Source organism: Komagataeibacter xylinus (assembly GCF_009834365.1).
In the GTDB taxonomy this organism is placed as follows: Bacteria; Pseudomonadota; Alphaproteobacteria; order Acetobacterales; family Acetobacteraceae; genus Komagataeibacter; species Komagataeibacter xylinus_D.
The window spans coordinates 633,348-651,431 of the sequence record NZ_CP041348.1; the positions used below are offsets into that span (position 1 = coordinate 633,348).

Annotated in this window: 16 protein-coding genes and 1 tRNA gene; 8 read left to right on the forward strand and 9 right to left on the reverse strand. The window is 64.1% G+C overall.

The window, feature by feature from the left end; genetic code table 11:
- Positions 1-45 precede the first annotated feature (45 nt).
- The 5 genes from FMA36_RS03005 to FMA36_RS03025 all read left to right on the forward strand — a co-directional run bounded on the left by FMA36_RS03005 (position 46) and on the right by FMA36_RS03025 (position 4,253).
- Positions 46-537 carry a peptidylprolyl isomerase gene (locus FMA36_RS03005; RefSeq protein WP_061274494.1) on the forward strand — a complete coding sequence of 164 codons (492 nt, stop codon included), beginning with the start codon at positions 46-48 and terminating at the stop codon, positions 535-537.
- A 165-nt stretch (positions 538-702) separates the two neighbouring features.
- Positions 703-778: transfer RNA gene (locus FMA36_RS03010), tRNA-Lys, on the forward strand.
- A 443-nt stretch (positions 779-1,221) separates the two neighbouring features.
- The gene (edd, locus tag FMA36_RS03015) at positions 1,222-3,060 is read left to right on the forward strand and encodes a phosphogluconate dehydratase (protein WP_159260709.1); all 1,839 of its coding nucleotides are present in this window, start codon (positions 1,222-1,224) and stop codon (positions 3,058-3,060) included.
- A 29-nt stretch (positions 3,061-3,089) separates the two neighbouring features.
- Positions 3,090-3,704 (forward strand): bifunctional 4-hydroxy-2-oxoglutarate aldolase/2-dehydro-3-deoxy-phosphogluconate aldolase, encoded by a 615-nt coding sequence (eda, locus tag FMA36_RS03020; RefSeq protein WP_159260711.1) that lies wholly within the window; start codon positions 3,090-3,092, stop codon positions 3,702-3,704.
- Between the two features lie 189 nt (positions 3,705-3,893).
- Entirely contained in the window at positions 3,894-4,253 is a 360-nt protein-coding gene (locus FMA36_RS03025; protein WP_159260713.1) for a hypothetical protein, read from the forward strand.
- Positions 4,254-4,265: 12 nt separating this feature from the next.
- Here the strand turns inward: FMA36_RS03025 and alkB are convergent, their stop codons facing one another.
- Both alkB and FMA36_RS03035 read right to left on the reverse strand, forming a co-directional pair.
- Positions 4,266-4,922 (reverse strand): DNA oxidative demethylase AlkB, encoded by a 657-nt coding sequence (gene alkB, locus FMA36_RS03030; protein ID WP_159260715.1) that lies wholly within the window; start codon positions 4,920-4,922, stop codon positions 4,266-4,268.
- 184 nt (positions 4,923-5,106) lie between these two features.
- Complete coding sequence (locus FMA36_RS03035) at positions 5,107-5,889, reverse strand: DUF2076 domain-containing protein (RefSeq protein ID WP_159260717.1); 783 nt, start codon at positions 5,887-5,889, stop codon at positions 5,107-5,109.
- 209 nt (positions 5,890-6,098) lie between these two features.
- Between FMA36_RS03035 and FMA36_RS03040 the strand changes: the two genes are divergently transcribed.
- Positions 6,099-6,989, forward strand: coding sequence for a glycine--tRNA ligase subunit alpha (locus tag FMA36_RS03040; RefSeq protein ID WP_061274502.1), 891 nt, complete (start codon positions 6,099-6,101; stop codon positions 6,987-6,989).
- Positions 6,990-6,995: 6 nt separating this feature from the next.
- Positions 6,996-9,056, forward strand: a complete 2,061-nt coding sequence (gene glyS, locus FMA36_RS03045; protein WP_159260719.1) for a glycine--tRNA ligase subunit beta — start codon at positions 6,996-6,998, stop codon at positions 9,054-9,056.
- A gap of 74 nt (positions 9,057-9,130) precedes the next feature.
- Here glyS and FMA36_RS03050 read toward each other — a convergent pair whose 3' ends face one another.
- The 6 genes from FMA36_RS03050 to FMA36_RS03075 form a co-directional block, all read right to left on the reverse strand.
- On the reverse strand, positions 9,131-9,523 hold the full coding sequence (locus tag FMA36_RS03050; RefSeq protein WP_159260721.1) for a DUF3293 domain-containing protein: 393 nt from the start codon (positions 9,521-9,523) through the stop codon (positions 9,131-9,133).
- Positions 9,523-10,680, reverse strand: coding sequence for a rod shape-determining protein RodA (gene rodA, locus FMA36_RS03055; RefSeq protein ID WP_130730205.1), 1,158 nt, complete (start codon positions 10,678-10,680; stop codon positions 9,523-9,525). The genes FMA36_RS03050 and rodA overlap by 1 nt, the downstream gene beginning before the upstream one ends.
- Positions 10,681-10,730: 50 nt before the next feature.
- Positions 10,731-12,650 carry a penicillin-binding protein 2 gene (mrdA, locus tag FMA36_RS03060; RefSeq protein WP_159260722.1) on the reverse strand — a complete coding sequence of 640 codons (1,920 nt, stop codon included), beginning with the start codon at positions 12,648-12,650 and terminating at the stop codon, positions 10,731-10,733.
- 34 nt (positions 12,651-12,684) lie between these two features.
- Entirely contained in the window at positions 12,685-13,251 is a 567-nt protein-coding gene (locus tag FMA36_RS03065; protein WP_159260725.1) for a rod shape-determining protein, read from the reverse strand.
- Positions 13,248-14,150, reverse strand: a complete 903-nt coding sequence (mreC, locus tag FMA36_RS03070; RefSeq protein ID WP_159260726.1) for a rod shape-determining protein MreC — start codon at positions 14,148-14,150, stop codon at positions 13,248-13,250. Before mreC ends, FMA36_RS03065 begins: the two co-directional genes overlap by 4 nt.
- Before the next feature lie 137 nt (positions 14,151-14,287).
- Positions 14,288-15,334, reverse strand: coding sequence for a rod shape-determining protein (locus FMA36_RS03075; protein ID WP_159260729.1), 1,047 nt, complete (start codon positions 15,332-15,334; stop codon positions 14,288-14,290).
- 310 nt (positions 15,335-15,644) lie between these two features.
- On the opposite strand from FMA36_RS03075, the gene FMA36_RS03080 reads away from it, so the two are divergent.
- On the forward strand, positions 15,645-16,223 hold the full coding sequence (locus FMA36_RS03080; RefSeq protein WP_159260731.1) for a hypothetical protein: 579 nt from the start codon (positions 15,645-15,647) through the stop codon (positions 16,221-16,223).
- Between the two features lie 137 nt (positions 16,224-16,360).
- On the opposite strand, the gene FMA36_RS03085 is transcribed toward FMA36_RS03080, so the two are convergent.
- Entirely contained in the window at positions 16,361-17,935 is a 1,575-nt protein-coding gene (locus FMA36_RS03085; RefSeq protein WP_159260733.1) for a 2-isopropylmalate synthase, read from the reverse strand.
- Positions 17,936-18,084: the final 149 nt, after the last annotated feature.

Below are 18,084 nucleotides of genomic sequence, written 5' to 3' on the forward strand. Positions count from 1 at the left end.
ACGCGGCACAGCCCTCCCACACCCCTTTTTACGAAACGGATCACGATGTCTGCTACAGAAAACAAGTCCGACCTGATCAACGTCGATCTCAAGACAGGACGGGTGGTGATCCGCCTGCGTCCCGACATTGCGCCGCTTGCGGCAGAGCGCATCCGCACGCTGGCGGCGGAAGGCTTTTACGACAACACGCCCTTCCACCGCGTGATCCATGGCTTCATGGCGCAGGGCGGCGACCCCACGGGCACCGGCACCTCGGGCAGCAAGCTGCCGGACCTGAAGGCCGAGTTCACCAACAAGGCCAAGTTCGAGCGCGGCACGGTGGGCATGGCCCGCACCATGAACCCCGATAGCGCGAACAGCCAGTTCTTCATCATGTTCGAGCCGTCGCCGCATCTTGATGGCCAGTACACCATCGTGGGCCAGGTGATCGAAGGCATGGACCATATCGACCAGATCAAGCGTGGCGCGGGCCAGAGCGGCATGGTGCAGGACCCCGACCGCATCATCAAGATGCGCCCGGCTGACGCCGAAGCCTGATTGATGACCCGCCGGGCGGCGCTCCCTGCCGCCGCCCGGCGCTATTGGGCCTGCATAAACGGCACGCGCAGGTTGACACTCCCGCCGTGGATGTTTAGAGACCTGCCCAAGGCGCCATGCCCCGGTCTGACCGGCAGGCAGGCCCCTTGATAAAACAGGTCATGTGAGCCGGTAGCTCAGTCGGTAGAGCATTCGACTTTTAATCGAATGGTCGTGGGTTCGAATCCCACCCGGCTCACCAGACCCTTCCCCTTTTCTGTTTTTATGGCCCCTGCGCTCCTGTTGCGTGGCGTAGGCGATGTCTGTTCGCGCATGCCTGCACGAACACAGGTGCTGCGACTTCATTTCCCCAAAATCTCGATATAACCACCATGGACCACCGCGGCCCGTGGCGACAGGTCGTGGCCGGATGCGGATTTTCTGGAGCCGGATGGGCTTCGGAAAAATGCGTTTTCAAACAGCTTCACATTCGTTTTAATAATTAAGTTATCTTATTGCTATTTTTTTTATAATTTTATGTCTTGATCTAGGTCCGTTTTTGCAAATAAATGGCCTTCCGCCATGCGGTCACAGGATATTCGCACATTCCGGCCGCTTTCCCTCCCGCTATCGTTGCCGGTGCAATGGATGGCGAGCCTGCTCTGGCACAGCCCGGCGCAGGTGCTTCAAAGTCTGTGAGATGCCATGAGCCTGCACCCCGTCCTGACCGCCGTGACCGAGCGGGTCATTGCCCGTTCGGCCCGCACCCGTAAGGCCTATCTGGACCTGATCGCCCGCGAGCGTGAAAACGGCATCAGCCGCCCGCGCCTGGCGTGTGGCAACCTGGCCCATGCCATTGCCGCATCAGGCAACGACAAGGCGGGCCTGCGCGGGGCGGGCGGCATGAATGTGGGCATCATCACCGCCTATAACGACATGCTCTCCGCCCACCAACCCTATGGCCGCTACCCTGACCAGATCAAGCTGTTCGCGCGTGAGGTGGGCGGCACGGCGCAGGTGGCAGGCGGCACGCCCGCCATGTGCGATGGCGTGACGCAGGGCCAGCCGGGCATGGAGATCTCGCTGTTCAGCCGTGATGTCATTGCGCTCTCCACCGCAGTCGGGCTGAGCCATGGCATGTATGAAGGCGTTGCCATGCTGGGCATATGCGACAAGATCGTGCCCGGCCTGCTCATGGGCGCGCTGCGCTTTGGGCACCTGCCCACCATCCTGATTCCGTCCGGCCCCATGCCATCGGGCCTGCCCAATAGCGAGAAGCAGCGCATCCGCCAGCTTTATGCCGAGGGCAAGGTGGGCAAGGACAAACTCATGGATGCGGAATCCGAATCCTATCACGCAGCAGGCACCTGCACCTTCTATGGCACGGCCAACACCAACCAGATGCTGATGGAGGTGATGGGCCTGCATCTGCCCGGCTCCTCCTTCGTGCCGCCCAACAGCAGGCTGCGGCAGGAACTGACGCGCGCCGCCATCCACCGCCTGAGCGAGATCGGCGCGCGCGGCGAGGATTACCGCCCGCTGGGCCTGTGCGTTGATGAGCGTGCCATTGTCAACGCCGCCGTGGGCCTGCTGGCCACGGGCGGGTCGACCAACCTTGCCATCCACATTCCCGCCATGGCGCGGGCGGCGGGCATCATCATCGACTGGACCGACCTCGACCAGCTCTCCGCCATCGTGCCGCAGCTCACCCGTGTCTACCCCAACGGGTCGGAGGATGTGAACGCCTTCCACAACGTGGGCGGCATGCCCAGCCTGATCGGCTCGCTGCTCGATGCGGGGCTGCTGCACCCCGATATCCTGACCGTGGCGCGTGGCGGCTTTGATGAATACCGCAAGAAGCCCGAACTGCGTGAGGATAAGGTGGTGTGGGAAGAGGCTGGCCCCTCCACCAACGAGAGCATCCTGCGCGCGCCTGCCAACCCCTTCCGTACTGATGGCGGCATGAAGGTGATGGAGGGCAATCTGGGGCGCGGCATCTACAAGACCAGTTCCGTCGCACCCGAACGCTGGACCATCGAGGCCCCGGCTGCCGTGTTCGACCATCAGGAAGATGTGCTGACCGCCTTCCGCGCGGGCAAACTCGACCGCGACGTGGTGGTTGTGGTGCGCTTCCAGGGTCCTGCCGCCAACGGCATGCCTGAGTTGCACAAGCTCACCCCCACCCTGGCGGTGTTGCAGGACCGGGGGCACAAGGTGGCTCTCGTGACCGATGGCCGCATGTCGGGCGCGAGCGGCAAGGTGCCCGCCGCCATTCATATCGGGCCGGAAGCCTATGTGGGCGGCCCGCTGTCGCTGCTGCGCGATGGCGACATGGTGCGCGTGTGCGCCCAGACAGGCCGCATCGAGGCGCTGGTGGAAGCCAGCGTGCTGGCCGACCGCACGCCCGCCCGGCCGCCTGCGCCGCAGTTCGGCACCGGGCGCGAACTGTTTGCGCTGATGCGCAATAACGTGGACCTGCCCGAGCAGGGGGCCTCGGCCATTCTTGCCTCCATGGACCACATGGCGGCACAACAGAGCGCGTGAACCCCAACGCCTTGCACAAGGGAGCCGACATGGCCCGCATTGAAGAGATCATGACCCTTGCCCCGGTTATTCCGGTGCTGGTCATTCACGACCCCGCCCATGCCCGCCCGGTGGCCGAGGCCCTTGTGGCCGGTGGCCTGCGCGCGCTTGAGGTCACCCTGCGCACCGACTGCGCGCTGGAAGTCATTGCCGAGATGGCGAAGGTGGAAGGCGCCGTTGTGGGCGCTGGCACCGTGCTCAATGGCGATGACCTCAAACGCTCGGTCGATGCCGGAGCCCGCTTTATTGTCAGCCCCGGCCTGACCACAGGTGTGGCACAGGCGGCACGGGCGAGCGACGTATCGCTGCTGCCCGGCACGGCCAATGCCAGCGACATCATGCGTGGGCTGGACCTTGGGCTGACGCATTTCAAGTTCTTCCCCGCTGTGGCGGCGGGCGGCATCCCGGCGCTGAAAGCGCTGTCCGCCCCGTTCGGGCAGGCGCGTTTCTGCCCCACCGGCGGCATCAAGGCCGAGACCGCGGCCGACTGGCTGGGCCTGCCCTCCGTGCTGTGCGTGGGTGGCTCGTGGCTGGTACCCGCCGGTGCGCCGGACGTGGCGGCCATTACAGCCCACGCAAAGCAGGCTGCGACCCTTAAGGGCTGATAGAAATAGAAGTTTCCAAGTGCCGCCTTTTTGCAAAAAGGCGGCATTCTTTTTTTGAAGCTTTTTTGAAAAAAGCTGCACCAAAACTTTCCTTAACTTAAATACCCGCTAACAATCCGCCTCTGCGCTCGCCTTTCGGACCATGACACCATAGGGTCAATGACAGTCACTCAAAGGAACGGACCCGTTATGGAGCAGACCACGGCGGAAGAGATTGTTGCGCACAATGCACCCTTCAGTTCCCACTTCCGCGATGATTCCTTTCTCGGCAGGCTGCATGAGGAATGGGTATGGGATGAAGGCGCGTTTGCACGGTTGAATCAGGCCATCACCTGCCTGACCCACCATAAATGCCAGGATGCCACGATACGCGCGCAGGCGTTCGACATCTTCAGCTACATCATGTCCGTCGCATTGCTCAGCCATTGTAATCCTGAAGATCTGTACAGAATCGCCAACATGGATACCGAACTGTTCTGGGCAAGACGCGAAGAAGTGCAGAGAGTGTTCGACCACTTTCTGGGCAGCTGGCAGTTCCGCCAAGCCTGAAGCAGCCCCGCCCTACCACACCCGCCGGAAGGTCAGGTTGTAGCGGCACGGCCCTGTAACCGGGTGCTGGCCTGCCCGCAGCGGCGCGATGCCGTGAAAGACATGCCGCGACGGGCCACCCCACACCACAACATCCCCATGTAGCAGCGCAATGCGCCGCACCGGGTCCGCACGCCGCAACCCGCCCCACTGAAAAATGGCGGGCAGGCCGAAAGAGACGGAAACGACAGGCGCATCCGCCCGCTCGTCATCATCCTGATGCAGCCCCATCCGCGCACCGGGGCGGTAGCCGTTGATCAGGCAGGTATCGGGCGCAAACCCCTCATACCCCGCAAGCCTTGCTGCCGCGATGGCCCACTCCCGCCACGCAGGCGGCAGGGTGGGCCAGGGCTGGCCGGTCATGGGGTCACGGGTTTCATAACGATGGCCCTGCGCGTCACTGCACCAGCCTGCCGCCCCGCAACAGGTCATGGCGACCGACATGCTGCCGCCGCCCGCCACTGTCATGCGCCGGAAGGGGGCGAGCCGGGCAATCTGCTTTATGCCCGCCAGCATCGCCTGCGCCTGTGACGCGGCATGACCGCGCAGCACGGTGGCCCCGGCATCAAGCGCTTCATGCTTCGGGGTGGATGCAGGTGGCGGGTCGAGCATGAATTCCTGCTGCGCCATATCCTGTTTCCCCCTGTGCCTGGCTGCGAACCGTAAGCGTGTGTTTGTTTCCGGGTGATGCCGGTTTTTAAAAAAGGCAGTGTTGTTCGAAGCTTTTTTTTTCAAAAATCTTCGAAAATCCTTCTTACAAAAAAAGGGGCACCCGCAATGGATGCCCCTTCCCCACGAACAAGACAGGGCGCACTCAGAAGCTGTTATCGTCGCCCGCGTCAAACCCGCCGTCGAAACCGCCGCCATCATCGCCGCCAGCGCCACCGGCATCAAAACCGGAATCCGCCGTGGTGCCACCACCGGCAAACGGGTCGGCGCCGCCGGTGCCTGCCGTGCTGTCACCGTAGTTGTTATTGATGATGGTCTCGCCCGTGCCACCCTGGGGCATGCCGCTGGCAAAGCCGCCATCATCATGGTGCCCGCTGAACAGGCCGGTCAGCGCGTTGCCCATCATCATGCCACCGGCCACGCCAGCCGCCGTGGTCAGGGCCGAGCCAAGAAAGCCCGAACCACCCGAGCGGAACATGCCCGGCTGCATGCCCTGCGGATAGACCGGCTGCGGCGGCGGTGACGAAGGCGCTGCAGCCCCACCCCAGCCCGGCGGGGGGGCTGCCTGCTGCGCGCGCTGGCCACCACCAAATATGCCGCTGAGGAACCCGCCCCCGCTACCACCCGATGCCTGCTGAGGCGGCACCTGCTGCTGCATCTGCTGGATCTGCTGCTGCGCCTGCTGGAGCTGCCACTGAAGCTGGCGAATCCGGTTCTGCGCCTCGGCAAGGGCCGCTTCCTGCACCACGGCGGTCTGGGTGATGCGGTAGCGGGCTTCAGGATATTTCTGGAACATCTGCCCGATATACTGATCGGCCTGCGGGTCGATCGGCGGGAGGGCGGTTGTCGTCTGCGGCACGCTGCCGGGGGCATTGCCCCCCACGCGGGCAAAAAACTGTGTAATCAGTTCGCGTTCCTGGTCATTCATCCTGTCTGTCCTGCCTTGGGCTGGGATACCGTATCCCTGCTGATGTGGTCCGTGCGGGCGCAATAAGCAAGGCCCCGCCCTGCCATGCGGGGCCGCTTTGGGCGTATGCCACGCCCGACCTTCCGGTCGGGGCCGCATAACGGTATGCTGTCCGGCGATTTTGCGCCAGATGGCGCAGACCTCTACCCGTTTACCGGAGCATCTCTTTCATGGACCCGGCCCCCGTGCCCCGATCACCCACCTCACCGCGCCCGCTGTCCTTTCAGGGGCTTATCCTGAAGCTGCACCAGTTCTGGTCCGATCAGGGCTGCGCCATCCTCCAGCCCTATGATACGGAGGTGGGCGCGGGCACGCTCTCGCCGCACACCACGCTGCGCGCCCTTGGCCCCAAGCCGTGGAAGGCCGCCTACGTGCAGCCATGCCGCCGCCCGTCGGATGGTCGCTATGGCGAGAACCCGAATCGCCTGCAGCACTATTACCAGTACCAGGTGCTGCTCAAGCCCACGCCGGAGGAGAGCCAGAAGCTGCTGCTCGACAGCTACCGCGCCATCGGCATCGACCCGCTCGAGCACGACATCCGCTTTGTGGAAGATGACTGGGAAAACCCCACCATCGGTGCCTGGGGCCTGGGGTGGGAAGTATGGTGCGATGGCATGGAGGTGACGCAGTTCACCTACTTCCAGCAGGTTGGCGGCATTCCCACCGTCATGCCCTCCACCGAACTGACCTACGGGCTGGAACGGCTGGCGATGTACGTGCAGGGAATCGAGAATGTCTATGACCTCGATTTCAATGGCCAGGGCCTGAAATATGGCGATGTATTCCTGCGCGCCGAGCAGGACTATTCGCGCCATAACTTCGAGGTGGCGGATGTGGAGATGCTGCACCGGCACTTCATCGATGCCGAGCGCGAATCCACAGCGCTTGCCGAGGCAGGGCTGGCCCAGCCCGCCTATGACCAGTGCCTCAAGGCCAGCCATCTGTTCAACCTGCTCGACGCGCGCGGCGTGATCAGCGTAAGCGAGCGCGCCGCCTATATCGGCCGCGTGCGCAACCTGGCCAGGCGCTGCTGTGAAACGTGGCTGGCGGGCGAGGAATAAGAGATCATGCCCGAACTGCTTATCGAACTCTTCTCCGAGGAAATTCCGGCCCGCATGCAGGCGCGCGCGGCGGCCGACCTTGAACGCCTCGTAACCGAGGCCCTTGCCGCCCTCAAGCCGCGCGCGGCCACGGCCTATGCCAGCCCGCGCCGCATTGCGCTGTCGCTTGAGGTCGACGCCACCGTGCCCGGCAGCACGGTCAATGAGCGCGGCCCGCGTGAAAGCGCGCCCGAGAAGGCACTGGCCGGCTTCATGCGCAAGCATGGCGTGACACAGGATGCACTGGTGGCCGAGAACGGCTTCTGGGTGCTGCATCGCGACATTCCGCCCGTTGATGCCGCCACCCGCATTGCCGATGTGCTGCCCGGCCTGCTGCGTCGCTTCCCCTGGCCCAAATCCATGCGCTGGGGCGTGGGCAGCGCCTTTACATGGGTGCGCCCGCTGCGCCGCATCGTATGCCTGCTTGATGGCAGGGTGGTCGATTTCACGCTGGCGGAAGGCGAGGATAACGGCCATGGCCTGAAATCGGGCAACCTGACCGAAGGCCACCGTTTCACTGCCCCCGGCGCGTTTGCCGTAAGCAGCACCAGGGACTGGCTGGAGGGCCTGCGCGCCCATCAGGTCGAACCCGATGCCGCCTGCCGCCGCACCACCATTGCTGAAGGTGTCGCCCGCCTTGCCAGTGAGGAAGGGCTGAGCGTAGTAGCTGATCCCGGCCTGATCGACGAAGTGGCAGGGCTGACCGAATGGCCGGTGCCCTTCCTTGGTCAGATCGATGATGAATTCATGACCCTGCCGCCCGAGGTGATGCAGGTTTCCATGCGGGTGAACCAGCGTTACTTCGCGCTGCGTAATTCGGATGGCTCGGCCGCACCCCGCTTCGCCTTCGTGGCCAACCTGCTGCCCAGTGATGGCGGGGCACTGACCATTGCAGGCAACGAGCGCGTACTGCGCGCCCGTTTTGCCGATGCCCGCCACTTCTGGGATCTCGACCGCGCCAACACGCTGGAAAGCCGCGTGCCCGCACTCGACCGCATCGTGTTCCACGCAAGCCTTGGCAGCCAGGGCGAGCGGGTGAAGCGCATCGTGCGGCTTGCGGGCATTCTTGCAGGCATGACCGGGGCCGATCAGGCTCAGGCCGAACGCGCGGCCCTGCTGTGCAAAGCTGATCTCACCACCGGCATGGTAGGTGAATTCCCCGAGCTTCAGGGCATCATGGGGGCCTATTACGCCCGCCACGATGGCGAGCCTGCTGCGGTTGCCGATGCCATTGGCGCGCATTACATGCCACGCGGCCCGCTTGATGCGGTGCCGACTGCTCCGGTCTCGGTGGCTGTGGCGCTGGCCGACAAGATCGACATGCTGGTGGCCTTCTTTGCCGCGGGCGAGAAGCCGGGCGGCTCGGGCGACCCGTATGCGCTGCGCCGGGCGGCCCTTGGCGTCATCCGCATCATTCGTGAAAACGGGCTGCGGCTGGATCTGGCAAAAGTGTTCTGGGAGGCAGCCCAAGGCCTGCCCGAGGCACTGCGCCTTGCCCCCGATCTGGACGTGCTGCCCGAATTCGTGGCTGACCGCCTGCGCGTTCAACTGCGTGGCGAGGGCGCGCGGCATGACATTCTGGCCGCCGTATCGGTAGGCAATACCGATACCGACATCGTGCGCCTGCTGGCCCGCGCCAAGGCCATTGCCGACATGCTGGAAACCGATGACGGGCGCAACATGCTTGCCGCCACCAAGCGTGCCGCCAATATCCTGCGCATCGAGGACCGCAAGGACGGCCCGCATGAGGGCACGCCCAACCCCGTGCTGTACACCCAGCCCGAGGAAAAGGCGCTGGCCGATCAACTGGCCACGACCATCCCTGCCGTCGAGCAGGCCACGGCGCAGGAACGCTACGCCGATGCCATGCGTGATGTCGCTTCCCTACGCCCCGCGCTGGACCAGTTCTTTGACAAGGTAACGGTCAACGACAACGACCCCGCCATCCGCGCCAACCGACTGCGCCTGCTGTCGGAACTGTGCCGCATGACGGTGCTGATTGCCGATTTCAGCCAGATCGAAGGCTGATAAATCTTTAAAAAACAAAAGTTTTGGGGTGCCGCCTTTTTTCAAAAAAGGCGGCATTCTTTTTGATTTCAGCCTCAGGCCAGATACACCAGCCGCGCGGGCCGGTTACCATGCACCACCACCACGGCATTCTGCCGGAACCGCCGTGCGAGTACCAACCCACGCGCAAGCCCCACCTGCACGCCATAAAGCGGCTCGGACCATCTTCCCAGCCGTCCTTCCCCCAATGCATGGGGCAACCCTGCCAGGCATTGCGCAAGCCGCGCCATCATGCGCCGGTTCCAGCCATCGGGCCGCAACCTGCCACCGGGGTTGCATGCGCTGAGCAAAACAATATCGCCCGCGGGCGCACGCCCCGGCCAGCCCGGCCTGTGCCCGATGCGAATGACCGGCATGCCGGGCACATGATAGGTGCTGAGCCGGTAGGAGCGGTGAATGGCAGGCGTGGGCGGCACGATGGCTGCCATCAGTCCTTTTCCCCCGGCGTGGTCTCGCCAAAGGTGGAATTGCGATGCACCCACGCTGACATGAGCAGCCCGAAGCCGAACATGACCATGAGCATGGCCGACCCGCCATAGGAGATGAGCGGCAGCGGCACGCCACCCACCGGGATCGCCCCCATCACCATGGACAGGTTGACCGCACAGTACAGGAAGAAGTTCATGGAAATGCCAAGCCCGAGCAGCCGCCCGAACTGGTTGCGGCTGCGCATGGCGATCAGCATGCCGCCAAATACCAGCAAAAGCAGCATGCCGATCACGGTGATGCCGCCCACGTACCCCCATTCTTCCGCAATCATGGTGAAGATGAAGTCGGTCTGCTTTTCAGGCAGGAAGTTGAGCTGCCCCTGCGTGCCCCGCAGGTAGCCCTGCCCCCACATGCCGCCCGACCCCAGCGCGATCTTGGACTGGATGATGTTGTAGCCTGCACCGAGCGGATCACTCTCGGGGTGAAGGAAGGTGGTGACCCGCGCCTTCTGGTAATCATGCAGGTGGCTGTAGGCGATTTTGGCAAGGAAGGGCATGGGCAGCACCAGCAGCGCAATCTGCCACAGCCGCATGCCCGCCCCGAAGAACATGCTCGCCCCCACCGTGCCGATAATGACGGCGGTGCCAAGGTTTGGCTCCTTGAGCACAAGGGCCACCGGCAGCAGCACCATGAGGGCAGGCGGCACCAGCATGAGCGGGTTGCCCATGCTGCGGTAACTGATCTTGTGAAACCACGAGGCCAGCATGAGCACCAGCGCGATCTTGGCCAGTTCCGAGGGCTGGACCTGCATGCCCCCCAACATCAGCCACCGCTCCGCCCCCTTGCCCACATGCCCCATGCGCAGCACCGCAACGAGCAGGATGAGCGAGAAGATGTAAAGCGGCCACGCCATGCGCACCAGAATGGCCGGACTCATCAGCGCTATGCCCAGCATCATGACCAGGCCAAAGCAGAAGCGGATGGATTGCGGCCCGGCAAACGGCCGCGACGTGCCACCACCTGCCGAATATAGCGCCCCGTAACCGATCACCGCCAGCGCGCAGATCAGCAGCACGTACAGCCAGTTGACCTGCCACAGCTTGGTCAGGATCTGGAAATTGGGTTCGGCGCGCAGCAGGCGCTTCTGGAATTTCATTCCATTCTCCACAACAGGCGTGGGCGGTGGCGGGGCACGCGTGGCCCGTATCAGTCCACCTCGGCCTGCGCCACTTCCTGGCCCGGCGGTTCGCGGTGGTTGACCGGGTCGCGGCGCAGGGTATCGGTCATGATATCACGCGCAAGGGGGGCGGCCACATCCGCACCCGCATTGCCGTGTTCGATCACCACGGCCGTGGCGTAACGCGGGGCATCATAGGGCGCGAAACAGATGAACAGCGCATGGGGGCGGTATTCCCATGGCAGGTTGGCGGAGTTGAAGTGCCCGCTCTCGCGCATGGCGCGCGAAACACGCCGCACCTGCGCCGAACCGGTCTTGCCCGCCATCTGCACGCCCGGAATGTCCAGCCGCGCCTTGGGAGCGGTGCCGCCTTCCTCATTCACCACGGCGTACATGCCCGCCCGTATGTCTTCAAAAAAGTGCTCGGGCATGTCCATGCCCGGTGCGCGGCCCAGATCGGTCAGGTCCGCCATGCGCCCTGCCACCGAGCGGATCAGGTGCGGCTGCACGTTGCGCCCCGTGGCAATGCGCGAGGCATAGGTGGCAAGCTGCAGCGGCGTGACCTGCACGAAGCCCTGCCCGATGCCGCTGACAATGGTGTCGCCACCATTCCAGTGATGGCCATGCGCGCGCCGCCATGTGGGCGTGGGGATCAGCCCCTGGCGCACATGCGGCAGTTCGATCTCGGGCAGCCTGGCGCCAAGGCCAAACAGTTCGGACGTGGCCGCGATGGGGTCCATGCCGGTGCGGCGCGCCACTTCATAGAAGAACACGTCGCACGAATATTTCAGCCCCTGCCGCAGGTTGATCGTGCCATGCCCGTAGCGCGACCAGCAATGAAAGCGCGTGCCGCCCACATCGATATAGCCGGGGCAGTTAATGCGGTCGGAGGGGGAGAGCGTGCCCGCGCGCAGTGCCGCCATGGCCACGGCAGGCTTGAAGGTGGAGCCGGGCGGATACAGGCCCGACACCGCCTTGTTGATGAGCGGGGTCTGGCTGTTGTTGGTCCACTCGATCCACTGTGCCTGGCTTACGCCACTATCGAACAGCGAAGGGTCGAAGGAGGGGTTGCTGACCATGGCCAGCACCTCACCATTGCGGCAGTCCATCACCACCGCGCTGGCTGACTGGTCGCCAATGCGACCAAGCACCTGCTGCTGCAGGCCGCTATCGATAGTGAGCGCGATCTCGTCGCCCGCAAGGCCGGGGTCGCGGTCAAGCTCGGCCATCACGCGGCCCACCGCGTTGACCTCCATCTCCACCGAGCCTACCTGCCCGCGCAGGTTCAGATCCTGTGTCTGCTCAATGCCCGAGCGCCCCACGCGCATGCCCGGCAGGGCGAGTTCGGCATTGTGCACCACGTCCTTTTCCGCCGGGGGCGCGACATAGCCCACCACATGCGCCATGAGCGGGCCGAAGGGGTAGACGCGCGTGGTGCCGACATCGATCAGCACACCCGGCAGGGAGGGCATGTTGAGTTCCAGCCGCGCCATGTCATCCCATGACAGGAAATCACGCAGCATGATGGGGATGAACCGCCGCTTGTGGCGCAGTTCATGCTCGATGCGCACGCTGTCGCGCGGCTCGAGCGGCACGAGCTGGGCAAAACGCTCGAGCGTGCCGTTGATGTCACTGGTTTCCTCGGCCAGAAGCAGGGCGCGCCAGTTGATGCGGTTGGCCGCGACCGAAATGCCGAACCGGTCGGTAATGCGCCCGCGCGGCGGGGCGAAGAAGCGTTTGCTCAGGCGGTTGTTTTCCGCAAGCTTCGCATAATGGCTGCCGTTGAGAACCTGAAGCCCGTACAGACGTTCACCCAATGCCCCGAGCACCGCGCCCTGGGCTGCCATGAGCAGCAGGGCGCGACGGGTAAAGACGCCACGGGAGGGATTCTTGCCCTCCTCCGGGCGCGACATGAGCCGGTTGCCGGATTTCTTCTTGCGTAACTTCATTCACTCATCCGGCACGCAGGCCGTGGCACCGGCTTCAGGCGCGGTCCGCGTTATTGACGACAAAACGGTAGGTCCAGACAAATCCCGTATACAGGACAGGAAAGCTGCCAAAGGCCAGGACTGTCTCGAACACAAAGGGCAGAAACTCCACAATATGCAGCGCAAGCGCGCAGCACAGCACCCATTGTAGCGCCGTAACGCCCACCATCACCACGCCAAACACAAGCCAGAGAATAAAAAAATTAACCCGTGCCAGTGTATAACGCCCCGACAGGGCCACACCATGCACGATCAGCATCATGAGCAGCATCACGCCTGCGGGGCCAAAACTCAGAATATCGGCCCATATGCCCAGCACGAACACTGCCAGTGAGGGCATGAGCACCGGCACGAACACCGACCACAGGAAGATGGTGGCCATGATGATGGCCGGCATCAACTCGACCTGCCCTGGCAGGTTGAGCGGTGCCGAGAGCACCAGTGTGGCAAAGAACACGAACAGGAACGGCACGCTGCTGCGCACGCCATGGTCGATACGGTAGCCCAGCCCCGAACGGGGCTGGATGCCGGGGCGGATCGGGGGGGGCGTGAAGGCTTTCATCCGTGCAGGCCCTGATCGGGGTGCGCGGGCAGGGGCATGGCACCGCCACCTGCGGGCAGGGGCACGCGACCCGGCGCATCGGGTGGCACCACGCTGTCCTCATAATCGAACACGCGCAGCATATCGACATGGTCGAGCGCAGCCGCAGGCACAACCACCGGCTGGCCGGGGCGCAGGTAATGCACATGCCCCACCGGCAGGCCTGCGGGCAGGCTTTCGATCTCGCCATTGGTCACGACACGCTCGCCCTCGATCGGCACATTGTCCTGCGGGTAGAAGATGATGCGCGGCAGGGCCGAATTGTCGCCCGCCATGATGGCCGCCGCATGGCTCGATTCAAGCGTAACCGGCAGGCGGCTTGACGAATCGGTAATCAGCAGCACGCGCGCCGAGCGCCGCCCCACCTCGGTCACGCGCCCGACCAGCCCCGCGCCATCAAGGGCGATCCCACCCTTGCGCACCGCCGTATCGGGGTTGAGGGCCAGCAGCACCGCGCGTGCGTACAGCCCGCTGGTATCGCGCACCACCCGCCCGCTGACAAAGGTGGGCGCGTTATCGGGAATCCAGTGCAGGTTGGCCTTCAGCGTCGCGTTTTCATCGGCAAGTGCCGCGGCCACGTCATACCAGTGGCGCAGCGATACGTTCTCGGTGCGCAGACGGATGTTTTCGGCCTCGAGGTTGCGGATATCCTGCAGGTTGCCAGACACCCAGCGCAGTTTTTCCTGCGGCCAGGCCACCAGCCCGTAGGCGGGGGCGAGCAGGTCGGCGGTGTTCATGCGCAGTTTTTCAATGAGGCCGCGATCGGCCTTGCCCAGCAGGATGACGCCGCAGGCCACGAGAATGAGGGCAGGCAGCACAAGCTTGCCCAATGCCTGGCGGAACTGGATGGAGACAGGCATCACGCACGCTCCCCACGCGCGGCGCCTGCGCCATGCCGGTCGGATCGTTCACTTATGCCTGCTCGCCGGACCTGCATCGTCCTGCGTCTCCCCCCTCGGCACGCCGCCCTGCCTTGCGCCGTGGGCGGCGGCCGTCGTTAGTACATGCTGGTCAGTACATTGCGCAGGCGCTTCATTTCCTCAAGCGCGCGGCCCGTGCCCATGGCCACGCAGGACAGCGCATCCTCGCCCACCGTAACCGGCAGGCCGGTTTCGCGCCGCAGCACTTCATCAAGCCGGTACAGCAGCGCGCCGCCACCGGTCAGGACAATGCCCTTGTCCACGATATCGGCCGCAAGTTCAGGCGGGGTATTCTCAAGCGCCGTGGTCACCGCGTCAAGAATCTGGCTGACAGGCTCGGCCAGGCTCTCGGCAATCTGCGCCTGCGAGACGACAACCTCGCGTGGCACGCCATTGATCAGGTCACGCCCCTTGACCTCACGCCACGGGCCGGGATCGTTCGGGTCATCGGGCAGCATGGCCGAGCCGAGGTGGATCTTGATCTGCTCGGCCGAGCTTTCACCAATCAAAAGATTATGATTGCGGCGGATGTAGGAGATGATCGCCTCATCCATCTTGTCGCCGCCCACCCGCACGGAGCGCGCGTATACAATGCCGCCAAGCGAGATGACGGCCACTTCCGTCGTGCCACCGCCGATATCGACGATCATGCTGCCCGAAGGCTCGGTCACCGGCAGCCCCGCACCGATGGCCGCCGCCATGGGTTCCTCGATCAGGAATACCTTGCGCGCACCGGCACTTTCAGCGCTTTCCTGGATGGCGCGGCGCTCGACGGCGGTGGAACCCGACGGCACGCACACGATAATCAGCGGGCTTGCGAACATGCGGCGGTTATGGACCTTGCGGATGAAATGCTTGATCATTTCCTCCGCCACCTCGAAGTCCGCGATCACGCCATCGCGCAGCGGGCGGATGGCCGTGATGTTGCCGGGCGTGCGGCCAACCATCTGCTTGGCTTCCTCGCCAACTGCGAGAACCTGCTTCTTGCCCCGTACCTCTGCCAGCGCGACGACCGAAGGTTCGTTCAGGACGACGCCACGCCCCTTCACGTAAACCAGCGTATTCGCCGTGCCGAGGTCGATCGCCATGTCAGCGGAAAGCAGACCCAGTACACGAGCAAACATCCAGAACTCCCGACAACAACCACCAGACAGGACCGTCCATCTCCCGACCGGCGGCACCGCATGCCCTCATGGCATACCTGCGTCACGTCGAAAACCGTCTGGGTATGGTCGAGGGATTACCGGCGCATGCAGGCAGGGGCAAGAGGCGAGTGAGTTTTAATTTATTAAAATCTTCACAGCCGGGCGGATTGTTACAAATTGCCCCTCTTTAGTCATGGTCAAACCACCCTCGCCGCTTCATCTATAATCCTGTACCAGGCGGAAAGCGGGCCATCGTGGCATCGCCCGCCATAAAAGCGGAAAAACCTACATGAAGACTTCATCGCCCCGCATGACCATTCGCCCGGCACTGCTGCTTGCGGCGACATTGTGCCTTGGCCTTGGCGCATGCGAGGACACGCGCGACCCCGGCCAGCGCGCCATTGGCGGCGGCCTGCTCGGCGCGGGCGGCGGCGCGCTGATCGGGGGGCTGGCGGGCGGCGGCCAGGGTGCCGCCATTGGCGCGCTGGCCGGAGCGGCGGGGGGCGCTGCCATCGGCGCTGGCACCACGCCGCGCAACCGCCCCCGTGGCGAGGCACCTTCCACCGTATGTGCAGGCGGCCGTGTGCTGCCACCGGGCTACGGACCGCAGAGCTGCCCCGAGGCTGCGGGCCAGCGCGCGGGCTATGGAAACCAGCGCGGCTACGCCACCCCCAGCTACCCCCAGCAGGGCGGGTATGGGCAAGGGGCGTATGGCCAGAGTGGATATGGCCAAGGCGGATACAGCCAGGGCGGATATGACCAGAGCGGCTATTACGGCCAGCAGCAGGGTGGCTATGCCCAGCCCTATGGCTACGGGCAGGAAAGTGGCTACCCGCAGCAGGGTTATGAAGGCGAAGGCGGCTACTGAGCCCCATGACACAACGCCCCGCCGTGACATGACACGGCGGGGCGTTATGGCGGCATCCGGAGTGATGCCTTTTATTTAAAATGGCAGCGTTTTACGAAGCTTTCTGAAAAAACGCTTCACCAGAAGCTTTTCTCCACTCAGGCTTCGAGGGCGGCAGGCTCGGCCCGGTCGCGCTTGACCAGCAGCTTGTTGAGCGCATGCACATAGGCCCGCACGGCCGAGACCAGCGTATCGGCATCGGCACCCTGGCCATCGACCAGCTTGCCATCTTCTTCCAGCCGCACGGAGGTACGGGCCTGCGCATCACTGCCCTCGGTCACGGCACCGACGGAATACAGCTGCAGCGTCGCGTCATGCGGCACGATGGCGCGGATGGCGTTGAACGCGGCATCGACCGGCCCCTGCCCTTCCGCATGGCCTTCGCGGCGCGCGCCATCGACTTCCAGCACCAGATCGGCGGTGGCGGGGCGGCGCGAGCCTGCGGTTACATCCAGCGAGATGAAGCGGATGCGGGCATGATCGCGCACTTCATCATCAACCAGCGCCACCAGATCCTCGTCGTAGATGACCTTCTTGCGGTCGGCCAGATCCTTGAAGCGGGCGAACGCCTCGTTGAACTGCTCTTCTTCCAGCTTGTCGTAGCCCATCGCCTTGAGCTTGTCGCGGAAGGCCGCCCGCCCCGAATGCTTGCCCAGCACCAGCGACGAGCGGGTCCAGCCCACGCTCTCGGGCGTCATGATCTCGTAGGTGGCGGCGTTCTTCAGGATGCCATCCTGATGGATGCCACTTTCATGCGCGAACGCGTTGCGGCCCACGATGGCCTTGTTGGGCTGCACGTCAAAGCCGGTAATGGTGGCCAGCATGCGCGAGGTGCGCAGCAGGCGTTCGGTATGGATGCCGGTGGTGTAGGGCAGCACGTCATGGCGCGTGCGCAGCACCATGATGATCTCTTCCAGCGCAGCATTGCCTGCACGCTCGCCAATGCCGTTGATGGTGCATTCCACCTGGCGCGCACCCGCCTTCAGCGCCGCGATGGTGTTGGCAACCCCCAGGCCGAGGTCATTATGGTTGTGGGTGGAGAAGATGACGCCATCGGCCCCCGGCACGCGGGCACGCAGGTCAGCAAAGATGCGGGCCATGTCCTCGGGGGTGGAATAACCCACCGTATCGGGGATGTTGATGGTGGTGGCACCCGCGCGGATGGCGGTCTCGACACAGCGGCACAGGAAGTCGGGTTCGGTGCGCGAGCCATCCTCGGCGGACCATTCCACGTCATCGGTGAACTGGCGGGCAGCGCGGTTGCCGGCCTCGATCACTTCGAGCACCGTCTCGGGCTCCATGCGCAGCTTGTACTTCATGTGCAGCGGCGAGGTGGAAATGAAGTTGTGGATGCGCCCGCGCTTTGCGGGCCTGATCGCCTCGCCCGCGCTGGCGATGTCGTTCTTGCCACCGCTGCGTGCGAGCGCGCACACAACGGTGTTCTTCACCTTCTGGGCAATCTGGTAAACGCTGTCGAAATCACCTTTCGAGGCCACGGGAAAACCCGCCTCCATCACGTCCACGCCCAGTTCTTCCAGCGCTTCGGCCATGCGCAGCTTCTCGGCGAGGTTCATGGAAAAACCGGGCGACTGCTCGCCATCACGCAGCGTCGTGTCAAAGATGATGATGCGATTGGGGTCGATGCGGCCAAAGGAAGGATGGTCGATGCTCATGGTAATAACCTCGGACTTGGTCCTGATATGGGACGGGCGACGGCACGCGCATGCGGCCTGTCTGTTCGTGTTCGCGCGGCTGCATGGCCGCTCCGATCAATCCCCTGGGCGCGCCGGCACGCAGGCCGGCCCTGATCGCTCAGGGGCGG

Coding starts and splice junctions, on each gene's coding strand:
- glyS (WP_159260719.1), top strand. CDS start 6,996: ATGCCCGAACTGCTTATCGAACTCTTCTCCGAGGAAATTCCGGCCCGC.
- mrdA (WP_159260722.1), bottom strand. CDS start 12,650: ATGAAGTTACGCAAGAAGAAATCCGGCAACCGGCTCATGTCGCGCCCG.
- FMA36_RS03050 (WP_159260721.1), bottom strand. CDS start 9,523: ATGGCAGCCATCGTGCCGCCCACGCCTGCCATTCACCGCTCCTACCGG.
- FMA36_RS03085 (WP_159260733.1), bottom strand. CDS start 17,935: ATGAGCATCGACCATCCTTCCTTTGGCCGCATCGACCCCAATCGCATC.
- alkB (WP_159260715.1), bottom strand. CDS start 4,922: ATGGCGCAGCAGGAATTCATGCTCGACCCGCCACCTGCATCCACCCCG.
- FMA36_RS03005 (WP_061274494.1), top strand. CDS start 46: ATGTCTGCTACAGAAAACAAGTCCGACCTGATCAACGTCGATCTCAAG.
- edd (WP_159260709.1), top strand. CDS start 1,222: ATGAGCCTGCACCCCGTCCTGACCGCCGTGACCGAGCGGGTCATTGCC.
- FMA36_RS03040 (WP_061274502.1), top strand. CDS start 6,099: ATGGACCCGGCCCCCGTGCCCCGATCACCCACCTCACCGCGCCCGCTG.
- rodA (WP_130730205.1), bottom strand. CDS start 10,680: ATGAAATTCCAGAAGCGCCTGCTGCGCGCCGAACCCAATTTCCAGATC.
- FMA36_RS03035 (WP_159260717.1), bottom strand. CDS start 5,889: ATGAATGACCAGGAACGCGAACTGATTACACAGTTTTTTGCCCGCGTG.
- FMA36_RS03065 (WP_159260725.1), bottom strand. CDS start 13,251: ATGAAAGCCTTCACGCCCCCCCCGATCCGCCCCGGCATCCAGCCCCGT.
- FMA36_RS03075 (WP_159260729.1), bottom strand. CDS start 15,334: ATGTTTGCTCGTGTACTGGGTCTGCTTTCCGCTGACATGGCGATCGAC.
- eda (WP_159260711.1), top strand. CDS start 3,090: ATGGCCCGCATTGAAGAGATCATGACCCTTGCCCCGGTTATTCCGGTG.
- mreC (WP_159260726.1), bottom strand. CDS start 14,150: ATGCCTGTCTCCATCCAGTTCCGCCAGGCATTGGGCAAGCTTGTGCTG.
- FMA36_RS03025 (WP_159260713.1), top strand. CDS start 3,894: ATGGAGCAGACCACGGCGGAAGAGATTGTTGCGCACAATGCACCCTTC.
- FMA36_RS03080 (WP_159260731.1), top strand. CDS start 15,645: ATGAAGACTTCATCGCCCCGCATGACCATTCGCCCGGCACTGCTGCTT.